Annotated in this window: 22 protein-coding genes; 5 read left to right on the top strand and 17 right to left on the bottom strand. The window is 57.9% G+C overall.

Annotation, left to right across the window (positions count from 1 at the left end; genetic code table 11):
• Positions 1-7 precede the first annotated feature (7 nt).
• The 14 genes from ACOYXI_RS19385 to rpmH form a co-directional block, all read right to left on the bottom strand.
• On the bottom strand, positions 8-544 hold the full coding sequence (locus tag ACOYXI_RS19385; RefSeq protein WP_007911956.1) for a F0F1 ATP synthase subunit delta: 537 nt from the start codon (positions 542-544) through the stop codon (positions 8-10).
• 12 nt (positions 545-556) lie between these two features.
• Positions 557-1,027: a F0F1 ATP synthase subunit B gene (locus ACOYXI_RS19390; RefSeq protein WP_011336718.1), complete on the bottom strand. Its 471-nt coding sequence runs from the start codon at positions 1,025-1,027 to the stop codon at positions 557-559.
• 59 nt (positions 1,028-1,086) lie between these two features.
• Positions 1,087-1,344 (bottom strand): F0F1 ATP synthase subunit C, encoded by a 258-nt coding sequence (gene atpE, locus ACOYXI_RS19395; protein WP_003097235.1) that lies wholly within the window; start codon positions 1,342-1,344, stop codon positions 1,087-1,089.
• Positions 1,345-1,477: 133 nt separating this feature from the next.
• Positions 1,478-2,347 (bottom strand): F0F1 ATP synthase subunit A, encoded by an 870-nt coding sequence (gene atpB / locus ACOYXI_RS19400; protein ID WP_007960779.1) that lies wholly within the window; start codon positions 2,345-2,347, stop codon positions 1,478-1,480.
• A gap of 16 nt (positions 2,348-2,363) precedes the next feature.
• The gene (locus ACOYXI_RS19405) at positions 2,364-2,771 is read right to left on the bottom strand and encodes a F0F1 ATP synthase subunit I (protein ID WP_003229783.1); all 408 of its coding nucleotides are present in this window, start codon (positions 2,769-2,771) and stop codon (positions 2,364-2,366) included.
• Between the two features lie 148 nt (positions 2,772-2,919).
• Complete coding sequence (locus tag ACOYXI_RS19410; protein WP_007960777.1) at positions 2,920-3,792, bottom strand: ParB/RepB/Spo0J family partition protein; 873 nt, start codon at positions 3,790-3,792, stop codon at positions 2,920-2,922.
• Between the two features lie 9 nt (positions 3,793-3,801).
• Positions 3,802-4,599, bottom strand: a complete 798-nt coding sequence (locus ACOYXI_RS19415) for a ParA family protein (protein WP_003229787.1) — start codon at positions 4,597-4,599, stop codon at positions 3,802-3,804.
• Positions 4,600-4,617: 18 nt separating this feature from the next.
• Complete coding sequence (gene rsmG / locus ACOYXI_RS19420) at positions 4,618-5,262, bottom strand: 16S rRNA (guanine(527)-N(7))-methyltransferase RsmG (protein WP_041073590.1); 645 nt, start codon at positions 5,260-5,262, stop codon at positions 4,618-4,620.
• Positions 5,259-7,157 carry a tRNA uridine-5-carboxymethylaminomethyl(34) synthesis enzyme MnmG gene (gene mnmG, locus ACOYXI_RS19425; RefSeq protein WP_007960775.1) on the bottom strand — a complete coding sequence of 633 codons (1,899 nt, stop codon included), beginning with the start codon at positions 7,155-7,157 and terminating at the stop codon, positions 5,259-5,261. Before mnmG ends, rsmG begins: the two co-directional genes overlap by 4 nt.
• A 552-nt stretch (positions 7,158-7,709) precedes the next feature.
• Positions 7,710-9,080, bottom strand: coding sequence for a tRNA uridine-5-carboxymethylaminomethyl(34) synthesis GTPase MnmE (mnmE, locus tag ACOYXI_RS19430; protein WP_461675187.1), 1,371 nt, complete (start codon positions 9,078-9,080; stop codon positions 7,710-7,712).
• 81 nt (positions 9,081-9,161) lie between these two features.
• Positions 9,162-10,844 (bottom strand): membrane protein insertase YidC, encoded by a 1,683-nt coding sequence (yidC, locus tag ACOYXI_RS19435; RefSeq protein ID WP_134785066.1) that lies wholly within the window; start codon positions 10,842-10,844, stop codon positions 9,162-9,164.
• Positions 10,845-10,846: 2 nt separating this feature from the next.
• Entirely contained in the window at positions 10,847-11,092 is a 246-nt protein-coding gene (gene yidD, locus ACOYXI_RS19440) for a membrane protein insertion efficiency factor YidD (protein ID WP_080761984.1), read from the bottom strand.
• Positions 11,085-11,486 carry a ribonuclease P protein component gene (gene rnpA / locus ACOYXI_RS19445; RefSeq protein ID WP_011336726.1) on the bottom strand — a complete coding sequence of 134 codons (402 nt, stop codon included), beginning with the start codon at positions 11,484-11,486 and terminating at the stop codon, positions 11,085-11,087. The genes yidD and rnpA overlap by 8 nt, the downstream gene beginning before the upstream one ends.
• A 16-nt stretch (positions 11,487-11,502) precedes the next feature.
• On the bottom strand, positions 11,503-11,637 hold the full coding sequence (gene rpmH, locus ACOYXI_RS19450; RefSeq protein ID WP_003213577.1) for a 50S ribosomal protein L34: 135 nt from the start codon (positions 11,635-11,637) through the stop codon (positions 11,503-11,505).
• A gap of 566 nt (positions 11,638-12,203) precedes the next feature.
• Here rpmH and dnaA point away from each other — a divergent pair.
• From dnaA to gyrB, 4 genes are read left to right on the top strand one after another with little or no spacing between them, the layout of a single operon-like run.
• Positions 12,204-13,727, top strand: coding sequence for a chromosomal replication initiator protein DnaA (gene dnaA, locus ACOYXI_RS19455; RefSeq protein WP_095139791.1), 1,524 nt, complete (start codon positions 12,204-12,206; stop codon positions 13,725-13,727).
• A 39-nt stretch (positions 13,728-13,766) separates the two neighbouring features.
• The gene (gene dnaN / locus ACOYXI_RS19460; RefSeq protein WP_003220202.1) at positions 13,767-14,870 is read left to right on the top strand and encodes a DNA polymerase III subunit beta; all 1,104 of its coding nucleotides are present in this window, start codon (positions 13,767-13,769) and stop codon (positions 14,868-14,870) included.
• 14 nt (positions 14,871-14,884) lie between these two features.
• Entirely contained in the window at positions 14,885-15,988 is a 1,104-nt protein-coding gene (recF, locus tag ACOYXI_RS19465; RefSeq protein ID WP_003220208.1) for a DNA replication/repair protein RecF, read from the top strand.
• A gap of 5 nt (positions 15,989-15,993) precedes the next feature.
• Positions 15,994-18,411, top strand: a complete 2,418-nt coding sequence (gene gyrB, locus ACOYXI_RS19470; protein ID WP_007960764.1) for a DNA topoisomerase (ATP-hydrolyzing) subunit B — start codon at positions 15,994-15,996, stop codon at positions 18,409-18,411.
• Between the two features lie 134 nt (positions 18,412-18,545).
• Here the strand turns inward: gyrB and ACOYXI_RS19475 are convergent, their stop codons facing one another.
• Positions 18,546-19,265 (bottom strand): response regulator transcription factor, encoded by a 720-nt coding sequence (locus ACOYXI_RS19475; protein ID WP_134785067.1) that lies wholly within the window; start codon positions 19,263-19,265, stop codon positions 18,546-18,548.
• A 168-nt stretch (positions 19,266-19,433) separates the two neighbouring features.
• On the opposite strand from ACOYXI_RS19475, the gene ACOYXI_RS19480 reads away from it, so the two are divergent.
• Positions 19,434-20,966 (top strand): sensor histidine kinase, encoded by a 1,533-nt coding sequence (locus ACOYXI_RS19480; RefSeq protein WP_098966423.1) that lies wholly within the window; start codon positions 19,434-19,436, stop codon positions 20,964-20,966.
• 168 nt (positions 20,967-21,134) lie between these two features.
• On the opposite strand, the gene ACOYXI_RS19485 is transcribed toward ACOYXI_RS19480, so the two are convergent.
• Both ACOYXI_RS19485 and gmhB read right to left on the bottom strand, forming a co-directional pair.
• Positions 21,135-21,914, bottom strand: coding sequence for a lysophospholipid acyltransferase family protein (locus ACOYXI_RS19485; protein ID WP_098966425.1), 780 nt, complete (start codon positions 21,912-21,914; stop codon positions 21,135-21,137).
• A gap of 82 nt (positions 21,915-21,996) precedes the next feature.
• On the bottom strand, positions 21,997-22,536 hold the full coding sequence (gene gmhB / locus ACOYXI_RS19490) for a D-glycero-beta-D-manno-heptose 1,7-bisphosphate 7-phosphatase (RefSeq protein WP_167734075.1): 540 nt from the start codon (positions 22,534-22,536) through the stop codon (positions 21,997-21,999).
• Positions 22,537-22,540 lie beyond the last annotated feature (4 nt).

A 22,540-nucleotide genomic window follows, 5' to 3' on the forward strand; every position in this document is an offset into this window, starting at 1 on the left:
TTCAAACTCAAGATTTCAATGCTTCGGCAAGTTTCGCGATTTTGCCGCGAATCGAGCCATCGATAACCAGGTCGCCGGCGCGGATAACGACACCCCCTATAAGGGCAGCATCCTCCGCAACTTGCAGGCGCACTTCCCGGTTGAGTCGTGCACTGAGAACCTTGGCGAGTTTGTCTTGCTGTTCTTGGTTCAATGCGAAAGCACTGGTCACTTCAACGTCTACCGACTTCTCTTGTTCGGCCTTGTACAGGTCGAACAGAGCGGCGATCTCCGGCAGAAGCGGGAGACGGTCGTTTTCGGCAACGACATTGATGAAGTTCTGTGCCTTGGCATCAAACTTGTCGCCGCACACGTCAATGAACGTGGCGGCCTTTTCTGCGCTCGTCAGTCGCGGGGCCTTGAGCACGCGCTGCATGGTGTCGTCTTGCGACACCGCTGCAGCCAGGCCGAGCATGGCTGACCAATTGGCCAGTTGCTGGTGGGCCTGAGCGTGCTCGAAGGCCGCCTTAGCGTAAGGTCGGGCCAACGTGGTCAGTTCTGCCATGATCGCCCTCGCTTAGATTTCAGCAGCCAGTTGGTTAACCAGCTCTGCGTGCGCGTTTTGATCGATTGTGGCACCCAGGATCTTCTCGGCGCCGCCGACAGCCAGCAAGCCCACTTGGGCGCGCAGCTTGTCTTTGACACTGTTCAGTTCCTGTTCGATCTCGGCTTGAGCCTGAACCTTCACACGGTCAGCGTCGATACGGGCTTTTTCAACAGCCTCTTCAACGATCTGGTTACCGCGTTTCTTGGCTTGCTCGATGATTTCAGCTGCCTGAGCTTTCGCTTCGCGCAGTTGCTGACCCGCTTTCTCTTGGGCCAACTCCAGGTCGCGAGCTGCACGGCTGGCAGCGTCCAGACCATCAGCGATCTTCTTTTGACGTTCGTGCAGAGCAGCGATGACCGGAGGCCATACGAACTTCATGCAGAACAGTACAAAAATCAGGAACGCAACGGACTGGCCAATCAGGGTCGCATTAATGTTCACGCCAACACCTCGCAGTTACGTTGTCCATCACACCAAATTACTCGGAAGAATCCGGGTAATTAGCCAGCGATCTGACCAACGAACGGGTTCGCAAAGGTGAAGAACAGAGCGATACCAACACCGATCATGGTTACGGCGTCGAGCAGACCGGCAACGATGAACATTTTAACTTGCAGCATTGGAACCATTTCTGGCTGACGCGCTGCGCCTTCCAGGAACTTGCCGCCCAGCAGGCCGAAACCAATTGCGGTACCCAGTGCGCCCAGGCCGATCAACAGTGCAACAGCGATAGCGGTTAGACCAACTACAGTTTCCATCTTTCCTCCCGACTTTTACGTCGTATGGTTTAGGTTTTTTAGATTAAAGCGGTAAAACAAATCGTTTCAGAGGCCCGGTTAAGAGCCCCCTCCCGTTTGACCGGGAGGGACATCAGATCAGCCGAGGCTGCTCTTAATGGTTTTCTTCGTGCGCCATCGACAGGTAGACGATGGTCAGCATCATGAAGATGAACGCCTGCAGGGTGATGATCAGGATGTGGAACACAGCCCACGCCCACTGCAGAACAACGCCCAGGCCACTCAGCCAGAGCAGGCCGCTGCCGAACATCACAGCGATCAGAATGAACACCAGCTCGCCGGCATACATGTTGCCGAACAGACGCAGGGCCAGAGAGATCGGCTTGGCGATCAGGGTCACGAATTCCAGCAGGAAGTTCACCGGGATCAGCAGGGCCTGAACGAAGATGTTCTTGCTGCCGAACGGGTGCAGGGTCAGTTCGCCGATGAAGCCGCCGATGCCCTTGACCTTGATGCTATAGAAAATGATCAGTGCGAAAACCGAGAACGCCATGCCCAGGGTCGCGTTCGGGTCGGTGGTCGACACGGCACGGAACGGGATGTGGTGGTCGCCGGTGATCAGGATGGCCAGCTGAGGAATCCAGTCGACCGGTACCAGGTCGACGGCGTTCATCAGGAACACCCAGACGAAGATGGTCAGTGCCAGCGGTGCGATCACCGGGCTACGGCCATGGAAGCTGTCTTTCACGCTGCCATCGACGAATTCGACCAATACTTCAACGAAGTTCTGCAAAGCACCTGGCTGACCCGATGTTGCTTTCTTTGCCGCCATGCGGAAAAGGAAAACGAAGATCAGACCCAGCGCGACCGACCAGCCGAGGGTATCGACGTGGAAAGCCCAGAAGCCCATTTCCTTGGCTTCTGCTGCGGTATGGGCAAAGCCCCAGCCGCCGTTAGGTAGCTGACCGAAGGTCAGGTTCTGCAAGTGGTGCTGGATATAGCCCGAAGCGGTTGTTTCTGCCATGGTTGCCTCAAACGCCCTAAGGTCTCGAAAGTCTTGTTCTCATCAGCAGGGGAGCGAACCAGCTGACCGACTGAGTCAGCACGAAAGCGCCGAATACTGCGATCGGCGCCAATGGCTTCACACCTGCAAACACCAGTGCAAACAGCACTGCCGTCAAAATCAGTTTGCCTGCCTCGCCGGCATAAAATGACCGGACGATGGACTGGGCTGCTCGGGCGCCGGAAAACCGAAATGCCTTGTGAGCGAAATAAACATTGGGCAGCAAGGCTATCAGGCCTCCGCAAAGTCCCGAGTATCCGGCAACGACTCCGTGCCATTGCCAGAGCGCCAAAGCGGCAATGAGCAAAATGACAAATTGAGCCATCAACACCGGAAAAACCGCCAGGCGATGGAACGGCAGGCGGTTTGGCTTGCGGGTTTCCATCACGTTTGCTCTCCAATGGTCGGCTGCCAGAATTCAATAACTTGGCATAATTTGTGCCGACAAAATGCGCGCAGAGTATAGGGGCGGTTCTGCCCCTATTCAACTGTCAGGTAGTGATTTCCGACTGCGCGCTACATGAGGAAATGTTTCAGCGGATGTGTGCGAGCACACCTTGAAGCTCATCGAGGGAGTTGTAACCGATCACCAGCTGACCTTTTCCCTTCTTGCCGTGGCGAATCTGCACCGCAGAGCCTAGGCGCTCGGCCAGACGCTGTTCGAGCCGGGCGATATCCGGGTCGGGTTTGGCCGCTTCCACAGGCTCCGGTTTGCCACTCAACCACTGACGAACCAGTGCCTCGGTTTGGCGCACAGTCAGGCCGCGTGCGACAACATGTCGCGCCCCTTCCACCTGCTGATTGTCCGGCAGACCGAGCAAAGCACGGGCATGACCCATTTCCAGGTCACCGTGGGACAGCATGGTCTTGATGACTTCCGGCAGTGCAATAAGTCGCAACAGGTTAGCCACAGTCACGCGGGACTTACCCACAGCCTCGGCCACCTGCTGTTGAGTGAGCTGGAATTCCTGCTGCAGACGCTGCAAGGCGACGGCTTCCTCAATCGGGTTCAGGTCTTCACGCTGGATGTTCTCGATCAGCGCAATGGCGATCGCGGTCTCATCCGGCACATCACGAACCATCGCCGGGATGGTTTCCTGGCCGGCCTGCTGGCTGGCGCGCCAGCGGCGTTCGCCGGCGATGATTTCGAAACGGCCACCGCCAATCGGGCGCACCACGATCGGCTGCATCACGCCTTGCGCCTTGATCGACTGCGCCAGCTCTTCCAGCGCCTGCGGGTCCATGTCGCGGCGTGGCTGGTATTTGCCACGCTGCAGCAGATCCAGCGGCAGGTGTTGCAGCTCACGGGTATCGGCCTGCGCCGCCTGTTCTTCCAGCGCGCTGACGGTCGGACCACTCAGCAGTGCATCCAGTCCACGTCCGAGACCTCGTTTCTTGACGGCCATGGGGATTCCTTAAGTTGGCTGGGCAGCGGCGATGCGTGAATTTTTGCGCTGACGGCGAACCATCTCGCCCGCCAGGGCCAAATAGGCCAGCGCGCCGCGCGATTGCTTGTCGTAGGCCAGTGCCGGCATACCGTAGCTCGGTGCTTCGGCCAGGCGGATGTTGCGCGGGATCACTGTGTCGTATAGCTGCTCGCCAAAGTGTTCCTTGAGCTGCGCCGAAACATCGTTCATCAGGCTCAGCCGCGGGTCGTACATGGTGCGCAGCAGACCTTCGACCTTGAGGTTGGGGTTCAGCAGTTCGGCGATGCGCTTGATGTTATCCACAAGGTCGCTCAAGCCTTCGAGCGCAAAGTATTCGCACTGCATGGGGATAATCACCCCGTCAGCGGCGACCAGTGCGTTCAATGTGAGCATCGACAGCGACGGCGGGCAGTCGATCAAAATGTAATCGTAGTTTTCACGGATCGGCGCCAGCGCGCTGCGCAGACGGCTTTCCTTCATCTGCATTTCCAGCAGAACCACTTCGGCCGCGGTCAGGTCGCGGTTGGCCGGCAGCAGTTGATAACCGCCGTGCTCGGAGTAGTGCATGGCCTGGGCCAGATCGCATTCGCCGATCAGCAGGTCGTAGACCGAGTTTTCCAGGCCATGTTTATCCACACCGCTACCCATGGTGGCGTTGCCCTGTGGATCGAGATCGATCAACAGCACCCGGCGCTTGGTCGCGACCAGAGATGCTGCGAGGTTGATGCAGGTGGTGGTCTTGCCCACACCACCCTTCTGGTTCGCTATCGCGAATACCTTAGCCATTCTTGCTTGTGTTCCCAATCATGCCGTGCGGCGCAGTATCAGCAGATGGCGTTGGCCTTGGCAACCGGGTACGGCCAGGGCGTGTTCGCTATCGAGTTTGAAGTCTGCCGGCAATGCTACCAGCTCATCGGCCGGATGAACGCCCTTCATTGCCAGCCAGCGCGTGTCGGCATCGCCGAGGTGGCGAGTCCAGTTGGTGAAGTTCTCCATACTGCTGAAAGCCCGGGAAATGATCCCGTTGAATGGCTGGGCAGGCTGGAAGGCTTCGACGCGACTGTGGATAACTTGCAGGTTATCCAGTTTGAGTTCGAGTTTGACCTGAGTCAGGAAGCGGGTTTTCTTGCCGTTGCTGTCCAGACAGGTGACTTGCGAGTCCGGATACAGGATCGCCAGCGGAATGCCGGGCATGCCGCCGCCACTGCCAACATCGAGCCAACGGCCGTTTTCGATGAACGACATCACGCTCAAGCTATCGAGCAGATGCCGCGAAACCATTTCATCAGGATCGCGCACTGCAGTCAGGTTGTAGGCCTGGTTCCATTTGATCAACAGGGCCAGGTAACCCAGCAGCAATTCGTGCTGGGCTGCGCTGAGATTGACACCGAGCGCGCGGGCTCCTGTGGATAACTCTTCGGCGTGTTGCGAAGTGACCTTAGAACTCAAGCGCTTTGCTCCAACTGACGGCCCGCGCCGCGTTTTTTCAAATGAATCATCAACAGCGAAATCGCTGCCGGGGTCACGCCCGGGATCCGCGAAGCCTGGCCGAGCGTCTCCGGACGCGTCGCACCGAGCTTGCTCTGAATCTCCTTGGAGAGACCGGAAATGTTGGTGTAATCGATATCCACAGGCAATTTCGTGTCTTCACTGGCGCGCAGACGGGCGATTTCGTCCTGTTGACGGTCGATGTAACCGGCGTATTTGGTCTTGATTTCAACCTGTTCGGCGACCTGTGGATCTTCGGCGCCCTGCCCGGTCACTTCGACCAGACCAGCGTAGTCGATTTCCGGACGGCTCAAGAGGTTGAGCAAGTTGTATTCGTGAGTCAGCGGTGTGCCGAATTTTTCCGCAATCGCATCGCCCTGCTGGGTGCCCGGGCGAACCCAGGTGCTCTTCAGGCGCTGCTCTTCGAGTTCGATGCTTTCGCGTTTCTTGCAGAAGGCCGCCCAACGCGCGTCATCGACCAGACCCAGTTCACGACCTTTTTCGGTCAGACGCAGGTCGGCGTTGTCCTCGCGCAGAATCAGGCGGTACTCGGCACGGGAAGTGAACATGCGGTACGGCTCTTGGGTACCGAGGGTGATCAGGTCGTCGACCAGCACGCCGATGTACGCTTCATCGCGACGCGGGCACCAGGCTTCTTTGCCCTTGGCACGCAGCGCGGCGTTGGCCCCGGCGAGCAAACCTTGCGCACCAGCTTCTTCGTAACCGGTGGTGCCGTTGATCTGACCAGCGAAGAACAGACCGCCGATGACTTTGGTTTCCAGGCTGTATTTCAGGTCACGCGGGTCGAAGTAGTCGTACTCGATCGCATAACCCGGACGCACGATGTGCGCGTTTTCCATGCCGCGGATCGATTGCACGATCTGCAATTGCACGTCGAACGGCAAGCTTGTGGATATCCCGTTCGGGTACAGCTCATGGGTGGTCAGGCCTTCCGGCTCGATGAACACCTGATGGCTTTCCTTGTCGGCAAAGCGATGAATCTTGTCTTCGATCGACGGGCAGTAGCGCGGACCGATGCCCTCGATTTCGCCGGCAGCGGAATACATCGGCGAACGGTCGAGGTTCGCCGCGATGATTTCGTGGGTGCGGGCGTTGGTATGGGTAATCCAGCAACTGACCTGGCGCGGATGTTGTTCCTTGTTGCCCATGAACGACATGACCGGGATCGGCGTATCGCCCGGTTGCTCGGTCATGACCGAGAAATCCACAGATTTGCCATCGATGCGCGGTGGCGTACCGGTTTTCAGGCGACCGACACGCAGCGGCAGTTCACGCAGACGATGTGCCAGGGCAATCGACGGCGGGTCACCGGCACGACCGCCGGAGAAATTCTGCAAACCGATGTGGATAAGTCCACCGAGGAACGTACCAGTGGTCAACACCACGGAATCGGCGAAGAACCGCAGACCCATTTGCGTGACAACACCGCGTACCTGGTCCTGCTCGACGATCAGGTCGTCAGCGGCCTGTTGAAATATCCACAGGTTCGGTTGGTTTTCCAGAATTTCGCGGACAGCGGCCTTGTACAGAATACGGTCGGCTTGCGCACGGGTCGCTCGTACGGCCGGACCTTTGCGGCTGTTCAATACGCGAAACTGGATGCCGCCCAGATCGGTAGCCATGGCCATCGCGCCGCCGAGGGCGTCGATTTCCTTGACCAGATGGCTTTTGCCAATGCCACCGATGGCCGGGTTGCAGCTCATGGCACCGAGGGTTTCCACGTTATGCGTCAGCAACAGGGTTTTTGCCCCCATACGTGCTGAGGCCAGTGCTGCCTCGGTACCGGCATGACCGCCGCCGATGACGATCACTTCAAAACGGGAAGGGAAATCCACCACGCACCTCGTGCCTGCTTAAGTAGGTATTCAGGAATAGTTTGAGATCAGGTTTCTGGACCTGGTCGACAAGTATAGGGACTTCGCCCTTCCTAAAGAACCCTTTGCACAAAATTTAACCAGCTGTGGAGAACTCGAGGTTAAAAGAATAAAAAAGAGAGAAATTTATAAAACCTTTGTTTTAATGCTTATTCTTACTGACCGACCTTTCTGTGGATAGATTGCTACAGGCCTTATTATTCAATGTGTACAGGGTTTCAAAACCCTGTTATCAGGTCCTCGGGAGGCCCTTGGATAACCGGTTTAAGCCTGTGGATGAATGGGGTGGTTATCCACAGAGGCAGTTATATCCAGTTTTCACGCCCTGTTATCAACTGACCTCATTGGCAGTTATTCACAGGGCTTAATCCACAGAAATCAGCTGAATGATTGGTTGGCGGGCAAGGGAAATCCGCCCAGGGCGAGAGAGTCTGCCCGGCACTGGAGAAAGGAATTGAGAAATGAGGAGTGCAGACAGGCCGCGAACGGGCCTGTCTGTGAACAGCAGAAGGGTTATTTACCGATGCAGAAGCTGGAGAAGATCCGGCCAAGCAGGTCATCGGAGCTGAATGCCCCGGTGATTTCTCCCAGAGAGTGCTGGGCCTGACGTAAATCCTCGGCCAGCAGCTCACCGGCACCGGACAACGTCAGCTGTGCGCGACCATGTTCCAGCGCTGCACTGGCATGGCGCAGAGCCTCCAGATGACGGCGACGGGCACTGAAGCTGCTTTCCGAGGTTTGCTCATAGCCCATGCAGGCCTTGAGGTGTTCGCGCAGCAACTCCAGACCATCGCCGGCGGTTTTGGCGCTGAGGCTGATGGTCACGTGGCCATCGTCGCTGACTTCCAGAGCAATCGCTTCACCTGTCAGGTCAGCCTTGTTGCGGATCAAGGTGACTTTGGCCGGATCCGGCCGGGTTTCGAGGAATTCCGGCCATAGGGCAAACGGATCTGCAGCTTCCGGTGCGGTGGCATCGACTACCAGCAGCACCCGATCCGCTTCAGTAATGGCTTTCAACGCACGCTCGACGCCGATTTTTTCCACCTGATCATCGGTATCACGCAGACCTGCCGTATCGACAACATGCAGCGGCATGCCGTCGATGTGGATATGTTCGCGCAGGATATCGCGGGTGGTGCCGGCAATTTCAGTCACGATCGCGGCTTCGCGGCCAGCCAGGGCATTCAACAGACTGGACTTGCCGGCATTCGGCCGACCGGCGATCACCACCGTCATGCCATCACGCAACAACGCGCCCTGCCCGGCTTCACGCAGCACGGTGGACAACTCTTCTCGCACCTTGTCGAGCATGCTCAGCACGTGGCCATCGGCGAGGAAGTCGATTTCCTCTTCCGGGAAGTCGATGGCGGCTTCGACGTAGATGCGCAGGCCGATCAGTTGTTCGGTGAGGTTATGCACACGCTGGGAAAACGCCCCCTGCAGGGAGCGCAAGGCATTGCGTGCAGCCTGTGCAGAACTGGCTTCGATCAGGTCGGCAATGGCCTCGGCCTGAGCCAGGTCCAGTTTGTCGTTGAGGAACGCGCGCTCGCTGAATTCACCCGGACGGGCCAAACGGCAACCCAGTTCCAGGCAACGCTTGAGCAACATGTCGAGAACGATCGGGCCACCGTGTCCCTGCAGTTCCAGCACGTCTTCGCCGGTGAACGAGTTGGGGCCCGGGAAATATAGCGCCAGACCTTCGTCCAGCACCTGCCGGTCATCACTGAAAAACGGCCCGTAATGCGCGTAACGCGGTTTCAGTTCACGGCCGCTGATGGCTTTGGCTGCAACGCTGGCCAACGGCCCGGAAATACGGACGATGCCGACACCGCCGCGACCTTGAGCGGTGGCGACAGCAGCGATGGTTTCACGAGGTACGCTCATAAACCGGAATCCAGACAAAAGTGGCAGATAGCAAAACGCCCCACTAGGGGGCGTTTTGAGTGGTGTTATCCACAGAGTAAGTTACGCCTCGGCTTTTTTCGTCGCCGCTTCGATCTTACGCGTGATGTACCACTGTTGGGCAATCGACAGGCAGTTGTTCACAACCCAGTACAGCACCAGACCAGCCGGGAACCACAGGAAGAAGAAGGTGAAGATGATTGGCATCATTTTCATGACCTTCGCCTGCATCGGATCCGGTGGAGTCGGGTTCAGACGCTGCTGAATGAACATGGTCGCACCCATGATGATCGGCAGGATGAAGAACGGATCCTTGATCGACAGGTCGGTGATCCACAGCATGAACGGCGCCTGGCGCATTTCCACGCTTTCCAGCAGAACCCAGTACAGCGAAAGGAAAACCGGCATCTGCACGAGGATCGGCAAGCAACCGCCCAGCGGATTGATCTTCTCTTTCTTGTACAGCTCCATCATGGCTTGCGACATTTTCTGCCGGTCATCGCCATGCTGCTCTTTCAGTGCAGCCAGTTTCGGTGCTACGGCACGCATGCGCGCCATGGATTTGTAGCTGGCAGCCGACAGCGGGAAGAAGATCCCTTTGATCAGCATGGTCAGGAAGATGATCGACCAGCCCCAGTTACCCACGATCGCGTGGATGTGTTGCAGCAACCAGAAGATCGGCTGAGCGATGAACCACAGAATGCCGTAGTCGACTGTCAGTTCCAGACCTGGGGACAACTGTTTCAGTACGGCCTGGCTTTTCGGACCGGCGTACAGAATGGCGCTGGTTTCAACTTTCGCACCCGGTGCAGCGGTCAGCGAAGGACCGGTGTAACCGATGATGTAGTTACCTTTGCTGTCCTTACGCGTCTGAACAATGTTGTTTTCGCCCTTCGGCGCAACCCATGCAGTCACGAAGTAGTGTTGCAGCCAGGCTACCCAGCCACCGGTGACGGTTTCCTTGAGCTGACCTTTGTCCATGTCTTTCATGGACACTTTCTTGTACGGCTCGGAACTTGTCCACAGGGCGGCGCCCAGGTAAGTCGCGGTGCCGGTGGCAGTGGTCGACGAAGGGTCGGCACTGGCGTCGCGCTTCAGTTGGGCGAACATCGAACCCGACCAAGGCTGAGCGCTCTGGTTATCCACAAGGTAGGTCACGGTAACGTCATACAGGCCGCGTTTCAGGGTGAAACGCTTGATGTAGTTGACGCCGTCCTTGCTGAACTTCAGGTCGACGACCAATTGGTCCTGACCGTCAGTCAGTTGATAACTTTTCTTCTCCGAGGCGTAAACCGGACGACCGGCCGGGCTTGCGTCCGGACCGTTGGTGCCGATCAGGCCGCTTTGTGCCAGATAAGTACGTTCGCCGCCGTTGTCGAACAGCTGGAACGGTACATCAGGACGATCCTGACGACGTGGATACAGTGGCAAAGTCAGTTGAGCAACGTCACCGCCCTGGGGATCGATCGCCAGATCGAGCACGTCGGTTTTGACCTGGATCAGATCCTTGCTGGCAGCGACCGGGGTTTCCACAGGTGCGCTGGTGTCGCTTGCGGCACGCGGAATATCGTCACTGGCGGAAGCGTTATTGCCAGGAACGGTGTCCGGCAAACCGGATGCAGTCGTACTGGAAGCAACATTCTGAGTCGGCAGGGCAGCCTGGCCATAGTCCTGGTTCCATTTAAGAACCATAACGTAGGACACGATTGCCAGGGCGACGATCAGGATCGTGCGTTTGATATCCATGATTACTCGGCCATCGAAGAAGAACGGGAGGTAGGGATAGGTGGAACCGGGTCATAACCACCGGGATTCCACGGATGACAGCGACCTAAACGACGAAAGGCCAGCCAGCCACCGCGCAGAAGGCCATGATTTTCGATGGCTTCATACGCGTAGCAAGAACAACTGGGGTAGAAACGACAGTGACTGGCCATCAAAGGACTAATGGCGTAGCGATAAAACTGGATCGGAACGAGTGCCAGTTTACGCATCTGGACTGTCTACCCCTACAGTTTCGGTTTTGACTGCTGGAACTGGCTTGTTACGGGCCAGACGCTTCCAGAGTTTGCCGAAATGCTGAATCAATTCGGGGTTTTCTACATCGCCCAAACCTTTGCGCGCGACGATAACGATATCCCAGCCGACCAGAGAATCCTGGTGCAGACGGAACGATTCGCGCATCAGACGTTTGAGGCGATTGCGCTCAACGGAGAGCTTTACGCTCTTTTTCCCGATAACCAGCCCGAGACGGGGGTGATCAAGATCGTTGTTGCGCGCAAGGAGCAGGAGATTTTTCCCCGGAACCTTGCCGGTAGGGGAGTCAAAGACTGCCTTGAAATGCCGGGGGGTAAGCAGACGCTTTTCCCGACTGAAGTCCTGACTCACCTCCAGTACCGGATTATCAAACTGCCAGACGCGCACGACCTTTGGCGCGACGACGCGACAGGACAGCGCGACCGTTCTTGGTAGCCATGCGAGCACGGAAACCGTGGGTACGAGCGCGTTTGATAGTGCTTGGTTGGAAAGTACGTTTCATGTCGTGTTACCTGGTTCGTCCACAACGGGCCGGAATGGCCCCCGTTTTAAGAGACCGGGGATTCTAGAGAAAGCAAGCCCGCAGGTCAATTTCCAACCAACGTTTCCTTATAAATAGATCTCTGGAGCTTGCGGAAGCGAAATCCTGTTTGCCAGACATAAAAATAAAGAAGGGAATTATTTAAAGCTTTTCTGTAAAGCTTGTAAAAGCTAGGGCAGCCGTCTTCTGTGGATAACCACCTTCAGCCCTTGTAGAGCGTGATGTACAGAGAATGACAACTACAGTGGAAAACCGTGTTCAGCCTGTGCTGCGCTGTCGGATAACCTGTGTGTGGAATGGCCTGTTATCCACAGGCTGGTTATCCACCGAGTTCCACCCCCAGTTGTCCAGTGCCCTCAGAGGCGGTTATCCACAGAGCTTATGCACACACCGTTGGTCGCCTTTTTACCGGTTAACGCATTGATTAATCATGGTCACCACACAACCTGCATGTGGATAAGTGGACGGCTCGCCGCTACAATGGCCGCTTGTTTTTGCCTCACCGGCTTTCAACTTAGGGGATATCCGTGTCAGTGGAACTTTGGCAGCAGTGCGTGGAGCTTTTGCGCGAGGAGCTGCCTGCCCAACAATTCAACACCTGGATCCGTCCACTACAGGTCGAAGCCGAAGGCGACGAGTTGCGCGTCTACGCACCGAACCGTTTTGTGCTGGACTGGGTCAACGAAAAGTACCTCGGTCGCGTCCTTGAACTGCTGGATGAGCACGGCAACGGCATGGCGCCAGCGCTTTCCTTATTAATAGGCAGCAAACGCAGCTCGGCACCGCGTGCCGCGCCGAACGCGCCGTTGGCCGCTGCGCAGGTGTCCCAGGCTCAGGCCAATACCGTGCCGGCCAGTGCGCCAGCACCCGCTCCAAGTGCAGCTCCGGCCAAGCGCTCGACGCAGAAAACCGAGGAAGTCAGTGAAGAGCCGTCCCGCGACAGCTTTGACCCGATGGCCGGTGCGGCCTCGCAACAGGCCCCGGTTCGCGCCGAACAGCGCACCGTTCAGGTCGAAGGCGCGCTCAAGCACACCAGTTACCTGAACCGCACCTTCACCTTCGAGAATTTCGTCGAAGGCAAGTCCAACCAGCTCGCCCGCGCGGCAGCCTGGCAGGTGGCGGACAATCCCAAGCACGGTTACAACCCGCTGTTCCTTTATGGCGGCGTCGGCCTGGGTAAAACTCACTTGATGCACGCAGTGGGTAACCATTTATTAAAGAAGAACCCGAATGCCAAGGTTGTGTACCTGCATTCCGAGCGCTTCGTGGCCGACATGGTCAAGGCGCTGCAACTGAACGCGATCAACGAGTTCAAGCGTTTCTACCGTTCGGTGGACGCTCTGCTGATCGACGATATTCAGTTCTTCGCCCGTAAAGAGCGTTCCCAGGAAGAGTTTTTCCACACCTTCAACGCCCTGCTTGAAGGTGGCCAGCAGGTCATTCTTACCAGTGACCGCTACCCGAAAGAAATCGAAGGCCTTGAAGAGCGCCTCAAATCCCGCTTCGGTTGGGGCCTGACGGTTGCCGTCGAGCCGCCGGAGCTGGAAACCCGTGTGGCGATCTTGATGAAGAAGGCCGACCAGGCCAAAGTCGAGTTGCCTCACGATGCGGCGTTCTTTATCGCCCAGCGAATTCGTTCCAACGTCCGTGAGCTGGAAGGTGCGCTGAAACGCGTGATCGCCCACTCGCACTTCATGGGCCGCGACATCACCATCGAGTTGATCCGCGAATCCCTGAAAGACTTGTTGGCACTGCAGGACAAACTGGTCTCTGTGGATAACATTCAGCGCACTGTCGCCGAGTACTACAAGATCAAGATTTCCGACCTGCTGTCAAAGCGTCGTTCGCGCTCGGTGGCACGTCCGCGTCAGGTGGCCATGGCATTGTCCAAGGAGCTGACCAACCACAGCCTGCCGGAAATCGGCGATGTGTTTGGTGGTCGCGACCACACGACGGTGTTGCACGCCTGCCGCAAGATCAACGAACTTAAGGAATCCGACGCGGACATCCGCGAGGACTACAAGAACCTGCTGCGTACACTGACCACTTGATGAACTCCAGCGCAGCTTATTAAGGCAAGGGACTAGACCATGCATTTCACCATTCAACGCGAAGCCCTGTTGAAACCCCTGCAACTGGTCGCAGGCGTCGTCGAGCGCCGACAGACCTTGCCGGTACTGTCCAACGTGCTGTTGGTCGTCGATGGCCAGCAACTGTCGCTGACCGGTACCGATCTGGAAGTCGAGCTGGTCGGTCGCGTGCAACTCGAAGAGCCGGCTGAAACCGGCTCCATCACCGTGCCTGCGCGCAAGCTGATGGACATCTGCAAGAGCCTGCCCAACGACGCGCTGATCGACATCAAGGTCGACGAGCAGAAGCTGGTCGTGAAGGCCGGCCGTAGCCGTTTCACCCTGTCGACCCTGCCCGCCAATGATTTCCCGACGGTTGAAGAAGGCCCGGGTTCGCTGACCTGCAGCCTGGAGCAGAGCAAACTGCGTCGCCTGATCGAACGCACCAGCTTCGCCATGGCCCAGCAGGATGTGCGCTACTACCTCAACGGTATGCTGCTGGAAGTCTCGGCCGGTGTGATCCGCGCCGTGGCAACCGACGGTCACCGTCTGGCCATGTGCTCGATGCAGGCCGATATCGGTCAGCCGGATCGTCACCAGGTGATCGTGCCACGCAAAGGCATTCTGGAACTGGCGCGTCTGCTCACCGAGCCGGATGGCAACGTCAGCATCGTTCTGGGTCAGCACCACATCCGCGCCACCACCGGCGAATTCACCTTCACCTCGAAGTTGGTCGACGGCAAGTTCCCGGATTACGAGCGCGTTCTGCCGAAGGGTGGCGACAAGCTGGTACTCGGCGATCGTCAGGCCCTGCGTGAAGCGTTCAGCCGTACCGCGATTCTGTCCAACGAGAAGTACCGCGGCATCCGTCTGCAACTGGCCAATGGTCAGTTGAAGATCCAGGCCAACAACCCGGAGCAGGAAGAAGCGGAAGAAGAAGTGGGCGTTGAATACAACGGCGGTTCGCTGGAAATCGGCTTCAACGTGAGCTACCTGCTCGACGTGCTGGGCGTGATGACCACCGAACAGGTTCGCCTGATCCTGTCCGACTCCAACAGCAGTGCGCTGGTGCAAGAGTCCGACAATGACGACTCGGCTTATGTTGTCATGCCGATGCGTCTGTAATCAGCTGATTCTGGATGTCCTTAAGTCGTGTTTCGGTCACCGCGGTGCGTAATCTGCACCCGGTGACCTTCTCCCCCTCCCCCCGCATCAACATTCTTTACGGCGCCAACGGCAGCGGCAAAACCAGTGTTCTGGAAGCCATTCATCTGCTGGGGCTTGCCCGTTCGTTTCGTAGCACGCGGCTGTTGCCGGTCATCCAGTACGAGCAACTCGCCTGCACCGTGTTCGGTCAGGTCGAATTGGCCGAGGGTGGTCACAGTGCGTTGGGGATATCTCGCGACCGTCAGGGCGAGTTCCAGATCCGCATCGACGGGCAGAACGCTCGCAGTGCCGCGCAACTGGCCGAGATCCTGCCATTGCAACTGATCAACCCCGACAGCTTCCGCCTGCTCGAAGGTGCGCCGAAGATTCGCCGGCAGTTTCTCGATTGGGGCGTGTTCCACGTCGAACCGCGTTTCATGGCGACCTGGCAGCGTTTGCAGAAGGCCTTGCGCCAGAGAAACTCCTGGCTGCGGCATGGTACACTTGACGCCGTTTCGCAAGCGGTTTGGGACAGGGAACTGTGCCAGGCCAGCGCTGAAATCGATGAATACCGCCGCGCTTACATCAAAGCCTTGAAACCAGTCTTTGAACAAACCTTGAGCGAACTGGTTGAGCTTGAAGGTTTGACGCTCAGCTATTACCGAGGCTGGGACAAGGACCGGGAATTGAGTGCCGTACTGGCTGGCTCCGTGCAACGGGACCAGCAAATGGGTCATACCCAGGCCGGACCGCAACGCGCTGACTTGCGCCTTAGATTGGGCGCACACAACGCCGCGGACATCTTGTCCCGGGGTCAGCAGAAGCTGGTGGTTTGTGCCTTGCGAATTGCCCAGGGGCATCTGGTGAGCCAGGCCCGACGCGGTCAGTGTATTTATCTGGTGGATGACTTGCCGTCCGAGCTGGACGAGAGCCACCGTCGCGCGCTGTGCCGTTTGCTGGAAGACTTACGCTGCCAGGTCTTTATCACCTGTGTAGATCACGAATTATTGAGGGAAGGCTGGCAGACGGAAACGCCAGTCGCTCTGTTCCACGTGGAACAGGGCCGTATCACCCAGACCCACGACCATCGGGAGTGAAGGCATTGAGCGAAGAAAATACGTACGACTCAACGAGCATTAAAGTGCTGAAAGGCCTGGATGCCGTACGCAAACGTCCCGGTATGTACATTGGTGACACCGACGATGGCAGCGGTCTGCACCACATGGTGTTCGAGGTGGTCGACAACTCGATCGACGAAGCCCTCGCCGGCCACTGCGACGACATCAGCATCATCATTCACCCGGATGAGTCCATCACCGTCAAAGACAACGGCCGTGGCATCCCGGTAGACGTGCACAAAGAGGAAGGCGTTTCCGCCGCTGAGGTCATCATGACCGTCCTCCACGCTGGCGGTAAGTTCGACGATAACTCCTACAAGGTATCCGGCGGTCTGCACGGTGTAGGTGTGTCGGTAGTGAACGCCCTGTCCGAAGAGTTGGTACTGACCGTACGCCGCAGCGGCAAGATCTGGGAACAGACCTACGTCCACGGTGTGCCTCAGGCTCCTATGGCAATCGTTGGCGACAGTGAAACCACAGGTACCCAGATCCACTTCAAGGCTTCCAGCGAAACCTTCAAGAATATTCACTTCAGCTGGGACATCCTGGCCAAGCGCATTCGTGAACTGTCCTTCCTCAACTCCGGTGTCGGCATCGTCCTCAAGGATGAGCGCAGCGGCAAGGAAGAGCTGTTCAAGTACGAAGGCGGCCTGCGTGCGTTCGTTGAATACCTGAACACCAACAAGACTGCGGTCAACCAGGTGTTCCACTTCAACATCCAGCGTGAAGACGGCATCGGCGTGGAAATCGCCCTGCAGTGGAATGACAGCTTCAACGAGAACCTGTTGTGCTTCACCAACAACATTCCACAGCGCGACGGCGGTACTCACCTGGTGGGTTTCCGTTCCGCACTGACGCGTAACCTGAACAACTACATCGAGCAAGAAGGTCTGGCGAAGAAGCACAAAGTCGCGACCACCGGTGACGATGCCCGTGAAGGCCTGACCGCGATCATTTCGGTGAAAGTGCCGGATCCGAAGTTCAGCTCGCAGACCAAAGACAAGCTGGTGTCTTCCGAAGTGAAGACCGCGGTCGAGCAGGAGATGGGCAAGTACTTCTCCGACTTCCTGCTGGAAAACCCGAACGAAGCCAAGCTGGTCGTCGGCAAGATGATCGACGCGGCGCGTGCCCGTGAAGCGGCGCGCAAGGCCCGTGAGATGACCCGCCGCAAAGGCGCGCTGGACATCGCCGGCCTGCCGGGCAAGCTCGCTGATTGCCAGGAAAAAGATCCTGCGCTGTCCGAACTGTACCTCGTGGAAGGTGACTCCGCGGGCGGCTCTGCCAAGCAGGGACGTAACCGCAAGACCCAGGCGATCCTGCCGCTGAAGGGCAAGATCCTCAACGTCGAGAAAGCACGCTTCGACAAGATGATCTCGTCCCAGGAAGTGGGCACGCTGATCACTGCACTCGGCTGCGGTATCGGTCGCGAAGAGTACAACATCGACAAGCTGCGCTATCACAACATCATCATCATGACCGATGCTGACGTCGACGGTTCGCACATCCGTACCCTGCTGCTGACCTTCTTCTTCCGTCAGTTGCCGGAGCTGATCGAGCGCGGCTACATCTACATCGCCCAGCCGCCGCTGTACAAGGTCAAGAAAGGCAAGCAAGAGCAATACATCAAAGACGACGACGCCATGGAAGAGTACATGACGCAGTCGGCCCTGGAAGATGCGAGCCTGCACCTGAACGAAGAGGCCCCGGGCATTTCCGGTGAAGCGCTCGAGCGTCTGGTGAACGACTTCCGCATGGTGATGAAGACCCTCAAGCGTCTGTCGCGCCTGTACCCGCAGGAACTGACCGAACACTTCATCTACCTGCCGGCCGTGAGCCTGGAAATGCTCGGCGACCACGCCAAGATGCAGGACTGGCTGGCTCAGTACGAAGTGCGTCTGCGCACCGTCGAGAAGTCGGGCCTGGTCTACAAGGCCAGCCTGCGTGAAGATCGTGAACGTGGCGTTTGGTTGCCAGAGGTCGAGCTGATCTCCCACGGCCTGTCGAACTACGTCACCTTCAACCGCGACTTCTTCGGCAGCAACGACTACAAGACCGTCGTCACCCTCGGCGCTCAACTGAGCACCCTGCTCGACGAAGGCGCGTACATCCAGCGTGGCGAGCGCAAGAAAGCGGTCACCGAGTTCAAGGAAGCCCTCGACTGGCTGATGGCCGAAAGCACCAAGCGCCACACCATCCAGCGCTACAAAGGTCTGGGTGAAATGAACCCGGATCAGCTGTGGGAAACCACCATGGACCCAAGCGTGCGCCGCATGCTGAAAGTCACCATCGAAGACGCCATTGGCGCAGACCAGATCTTCAACACCCTGATGGGTGATGCGGTCGAACCTCGCCGTGACTTCATCGAGAGCAATGCGCTGGCGGTTTCGAACCTGGATTTCTGATCCTGGTCGGCGGCAAATAAAAAGGCCAACGCTCATGCGTTGGCCTTTTTATTGGCAGATCAAAAGATCGCAGCCTACGGCAGCTCCAGATGGATTACCGGTAGGAGCTGCCGCAGGCCGCGATCTTTTGATTTTTACTCGGATGCAACCGTCACACTCTCCAACCGATACCCATACCCATAAATCGTCAGCAACTGCCAACCCCGATCCGCCGTCAGCCCCAGCTTGTTGCGCAGGCGATAGATGTGCGTATCCAGCGGCCGTGACGACGCCACTTCTTCGTGGGGCCAGAAGCGTTCGTACAGGTACTCCCGCGACAATGGCCGACCCAAGTTACTGAACAGGCAGCGCGCCAAGCGGTATTCACGCTCCGTCATGACCACTGCCTTGCCCTCGCGGGTGACGCTCAGTTCGGCGTCGTCGAAGGTCAGGTCATTGAAACTCAGGACTTCAGCAGCGCTGCTACGTTGCTGGCTGTGCCGGCGCAGTACGGCGGCGACTCGGGCTTTCAGCTCGTTGGGGCGGAACGGTTTGCTGACGTAATCGTCGGCACCGGCGTTCAGCGCCTGGACGATATCGCTCTCGCCGTCGCGGCTGGTCAGCATGATTGCGGCGGGCGGCGCCTCCATGTGTTCGCGGGTCCAGCGCAGGAGTGCCAGGCCGGACAGGTCGGGCAGTTGCCAGTCGAGGATCAGCAGGTCGAAGGTGTCCCGGCGCAATTGGCGCAACAGGTCCTCGCCCCGTTCAAAGCTGTGCAACGACCAAGGCTGGTCTCCCTCCGCAGCCATCTGCTGCAGGGTTTGCTCGACCCGACGCAGTTCGGCGGGTTCATCGTCCAGTATCGCAACGCGCATACGCGTGGGTTCCTTGTTGCTTGAGCAGTGGCCGGCAACCCTGAAGGCTCGGCCTGTGCGGTAAAAGTAAGCAGTCCACCATCGGTCGACGTCCGCTATGATTCTTCGGATCTACATCCTCAGACCTGTGGCCCATGAAACCATTCACTGTCCCCTGCCCTGTTTGTCATGAATAGCCCGCGTCGGCGTGAAAGCCGCGAGCCAAGTCAGGTCCAGCGTCTGTTTCGACGGCTGGTGCGTGAGTGGTTGTGGATAAGTCTAGTGCTGTTGCCGCTGACTGCCTTGTTGTCGTATCGCGCGCAGATCAATCTGCACGACGTGGTACCGATGTGGAGCGCGTTGCTTTCGGTAGGGCTGGTAGCCTGCGTACTCGGATTGCTGCTGTGGCGCCCGCGCTGGGCGATCTGGGTGACATCGTGCGGTGTGGCTTGTGTGCTGCTGGCTAGCGCCGGGCTGGCGGAAGTTCGACACTGGTGGTCACCGACTCCAGCGGCGCTGGGCATGTTGTTCGGCTACCTGATCTGGAACTGGCGGCGCCTGAGTGTGGTGCTGACGTATTTTGGCTGGGAGCTGGCCCGACTGGACCGCGAGCCGAAAGTATTTCCCGAGCGGCGCCGTGCGCAATTCACCAGCGCTGATCAGCTGCAGGGCCAGATCATGGCACTGGAGCAAGCCATGAGCCGCACCCGCGATACCCGGCGTTTCATTGCCGACGGTCTGGAATACCTGCCGGTGGCGACGCTGATCAGCGATCCCAAGGGGCAGATTCTGCTGGGAAACCGCAAGGCCCGGGTATTGTTCGATGACCCGCTGGTCGGTGACTATGTTCTCGAGCAACTGGCCCGCCTCGGTTATCCGGAATTGTCCACAGAACCACGCCCGGCGCTGTCGGACCTGACGCTGCTGGAGTTTCGCGATCACAAGGAACGCAGTTTGCGTCTGGAACGGGCGGCTTTGCTGCCGGTGGATGGCGATACTCCCATCGGCTGGCTGCTGAGCCTCACCGATCTGAGCGCCGAACGCGCCGCAGAAGAACAGCGTGGGGTCTTGCTGCGGTTCCTTTCCCACGATCTGCGCGCCCCGCATTCGGCGATTTTGGCCCTGCTCGATGTACATCGCCATCAAGCCGGCGCGGATTCACCGCTGTTCGAGCAGATCGAGCGCCAGGTACGCCGGGCGCTCGATCTGACTGACGGTTTTGTTCTGCTGGCGCGAGCCGAGTCCGAGGCTTATCAGTTCCAGCCCAGTCTGTTCGCGATGCTGGTGCTGGACGTACTGGATCAGGCGCTGCCCATTGCTCAGCAGAAAAGCATCAAACTGCTGCACACGATGGACGAACAATCCCAGGAGCGTCTGATCAACGCTGACCAGGGCCTGCTGACCCGCGCCTTGTTCAACCTGCTGGAGAACGCCATCAAGTACAGCCCGGTCGGTACCACGATCAAGTTGAACGTCAGTTGCCAGGGTGAGTGGCTATGCTGTGAATTGACCGATCAGGGCAAAGGCATTGCCGCCGAGGAGCTGCCGGATCTGTTCACCCAGTACCGGCGCTTTTCGTCGGCGCAGGGGATTGATGGCGTCGGGTTGGGGCTGTCGATGGTCAAGGCAGTAGTCGACCATCATGGCGGTAACATCGAGTGCCACAGTATCGTCGATCAAGGCACCACGTTCCGGCTGCAGTTACCGCTTATCTGCGAGTGAACAGGCACAAAAAAACCGGCTATATCAGCCGGTTTTTTTACTTCCGAAAAAAACTTATGCACCTTTTACGGTGTTTTATGAGCTTGAGAAATATATAAGTAAATCAATTGGTTACTTTCAATATTCAGGCTTTTTCAACAAAACCGTACACAGGTTATCCACAAAATCTCAGACAGCCACCTGATCATTCGCGGCAGGCGCCTGCGGTGCTGGTGGCAGCGAACCCATTTCGCGCTGGGTCTGTTCGTTCCAGGCCTGTACCCGGTCGTTCAGCTCGGCGATGGCGCGCGGACCAGTGCCTTCGGCATACATCGGCTCGCCGATGACCACGGTGATCACACCCGACGTCTTGCCCCAGCCGATTTTCGGCCAGAACTTGCCGGCATTGTGTGCAATCGGCAGCACCGGAAGCGCCGCATTTACCGCCAACGCGCTGCCACTGCGCGAGAACTTGCCGACAGTGCCGTAGGGAACCCGGGTGCCTTCAGGGAAGATCAAGACCCAGACGTTGTCCTTGAGCAGTTCATCGCCCTTGGCCGCGACTTGTTTGAGCGCCGCTTTCGGGTTGTCGCGGTCAATCGCGATCGGCCGCAGCATGGCCATGGCCCAACCGAAGAACGGTACGTAGAGCAATTCACGCTTGAGCACCTGGCTCAAGGGCGAGAAATAAGCAGAGAGAAAGAACGTCTCCCAAGTGCTCTGGTGGTTCGACTGAATCACGCAGGGCCGGTCCGGCACGTTTTCCGCGCCTTTGATCTCGTAACGAATGCCGAGAAACACCTTGGTCAACCACAAGGCACAACGGCACCAGTACACGTTGATGAAGCGATAGCGCGCCTTGAACGGCAGAAAGGGCGCGATAAAAAAGCTCAGGCTGCACCACAGCAAGGCAGTGGTGCCCAGCAGCAGGTAAAAGAGAAAAATTCTGATGGCCTGCAGTATCGACATGGCGACGTTTACCGTTACGGGCAATGCCCGACTGTTCAAGCGCACTCCCGATCAATCCCTGGTCAGGAACTTCAGAAGCACTCTAGTTGTGGATAAGTTCTGCGGCAATCGCCGCCAGATCGTCAAAAATCAGGGTGCCGACCGGAAGGGTCTTGCCCAGAGTTTTTTCGCCTTTCCCGGTCTTTACCAAAACGGGCTGTGAATCGACGGCTTTGGCGGCCTCCAGGTCACCAAGGCTGTCGCCGACGAACCAGACATTCGTCAGCGCCACGTTGTAATGCGCCGCGATGGTTTGCAACATCCCCGGCTTCGGCTTGCGGCAATCGCAACCCTCGTCCGGACCATGCGGGCAGTACACGATCAGCCCGACTTCACCGCCCTGCTCTGCCACGAGCGTGCGCAGGCGCGTGTGCATGGCGTCGAGGGTGGCAAGGTCGTAATAGCCGCGAGCAATGCCCGACTGGTTGGTGGCGACCGCCACCGTCCAGCCGGCCTTGCTCAACTGCGCAATCGCCTCGATCGAGCCGGGCAGTGGAATCCACTCCTCCACCGACTTGATGTAAGCGTCGGAGTCGTAATTGATCACTCCGTCCCGATCGAGAATCAGCAGTTTCAACAGCAATCCC

The sequence above is a fragment of the Pseudomonas sp. G3-19 genome (assembly GCF_054855875.1).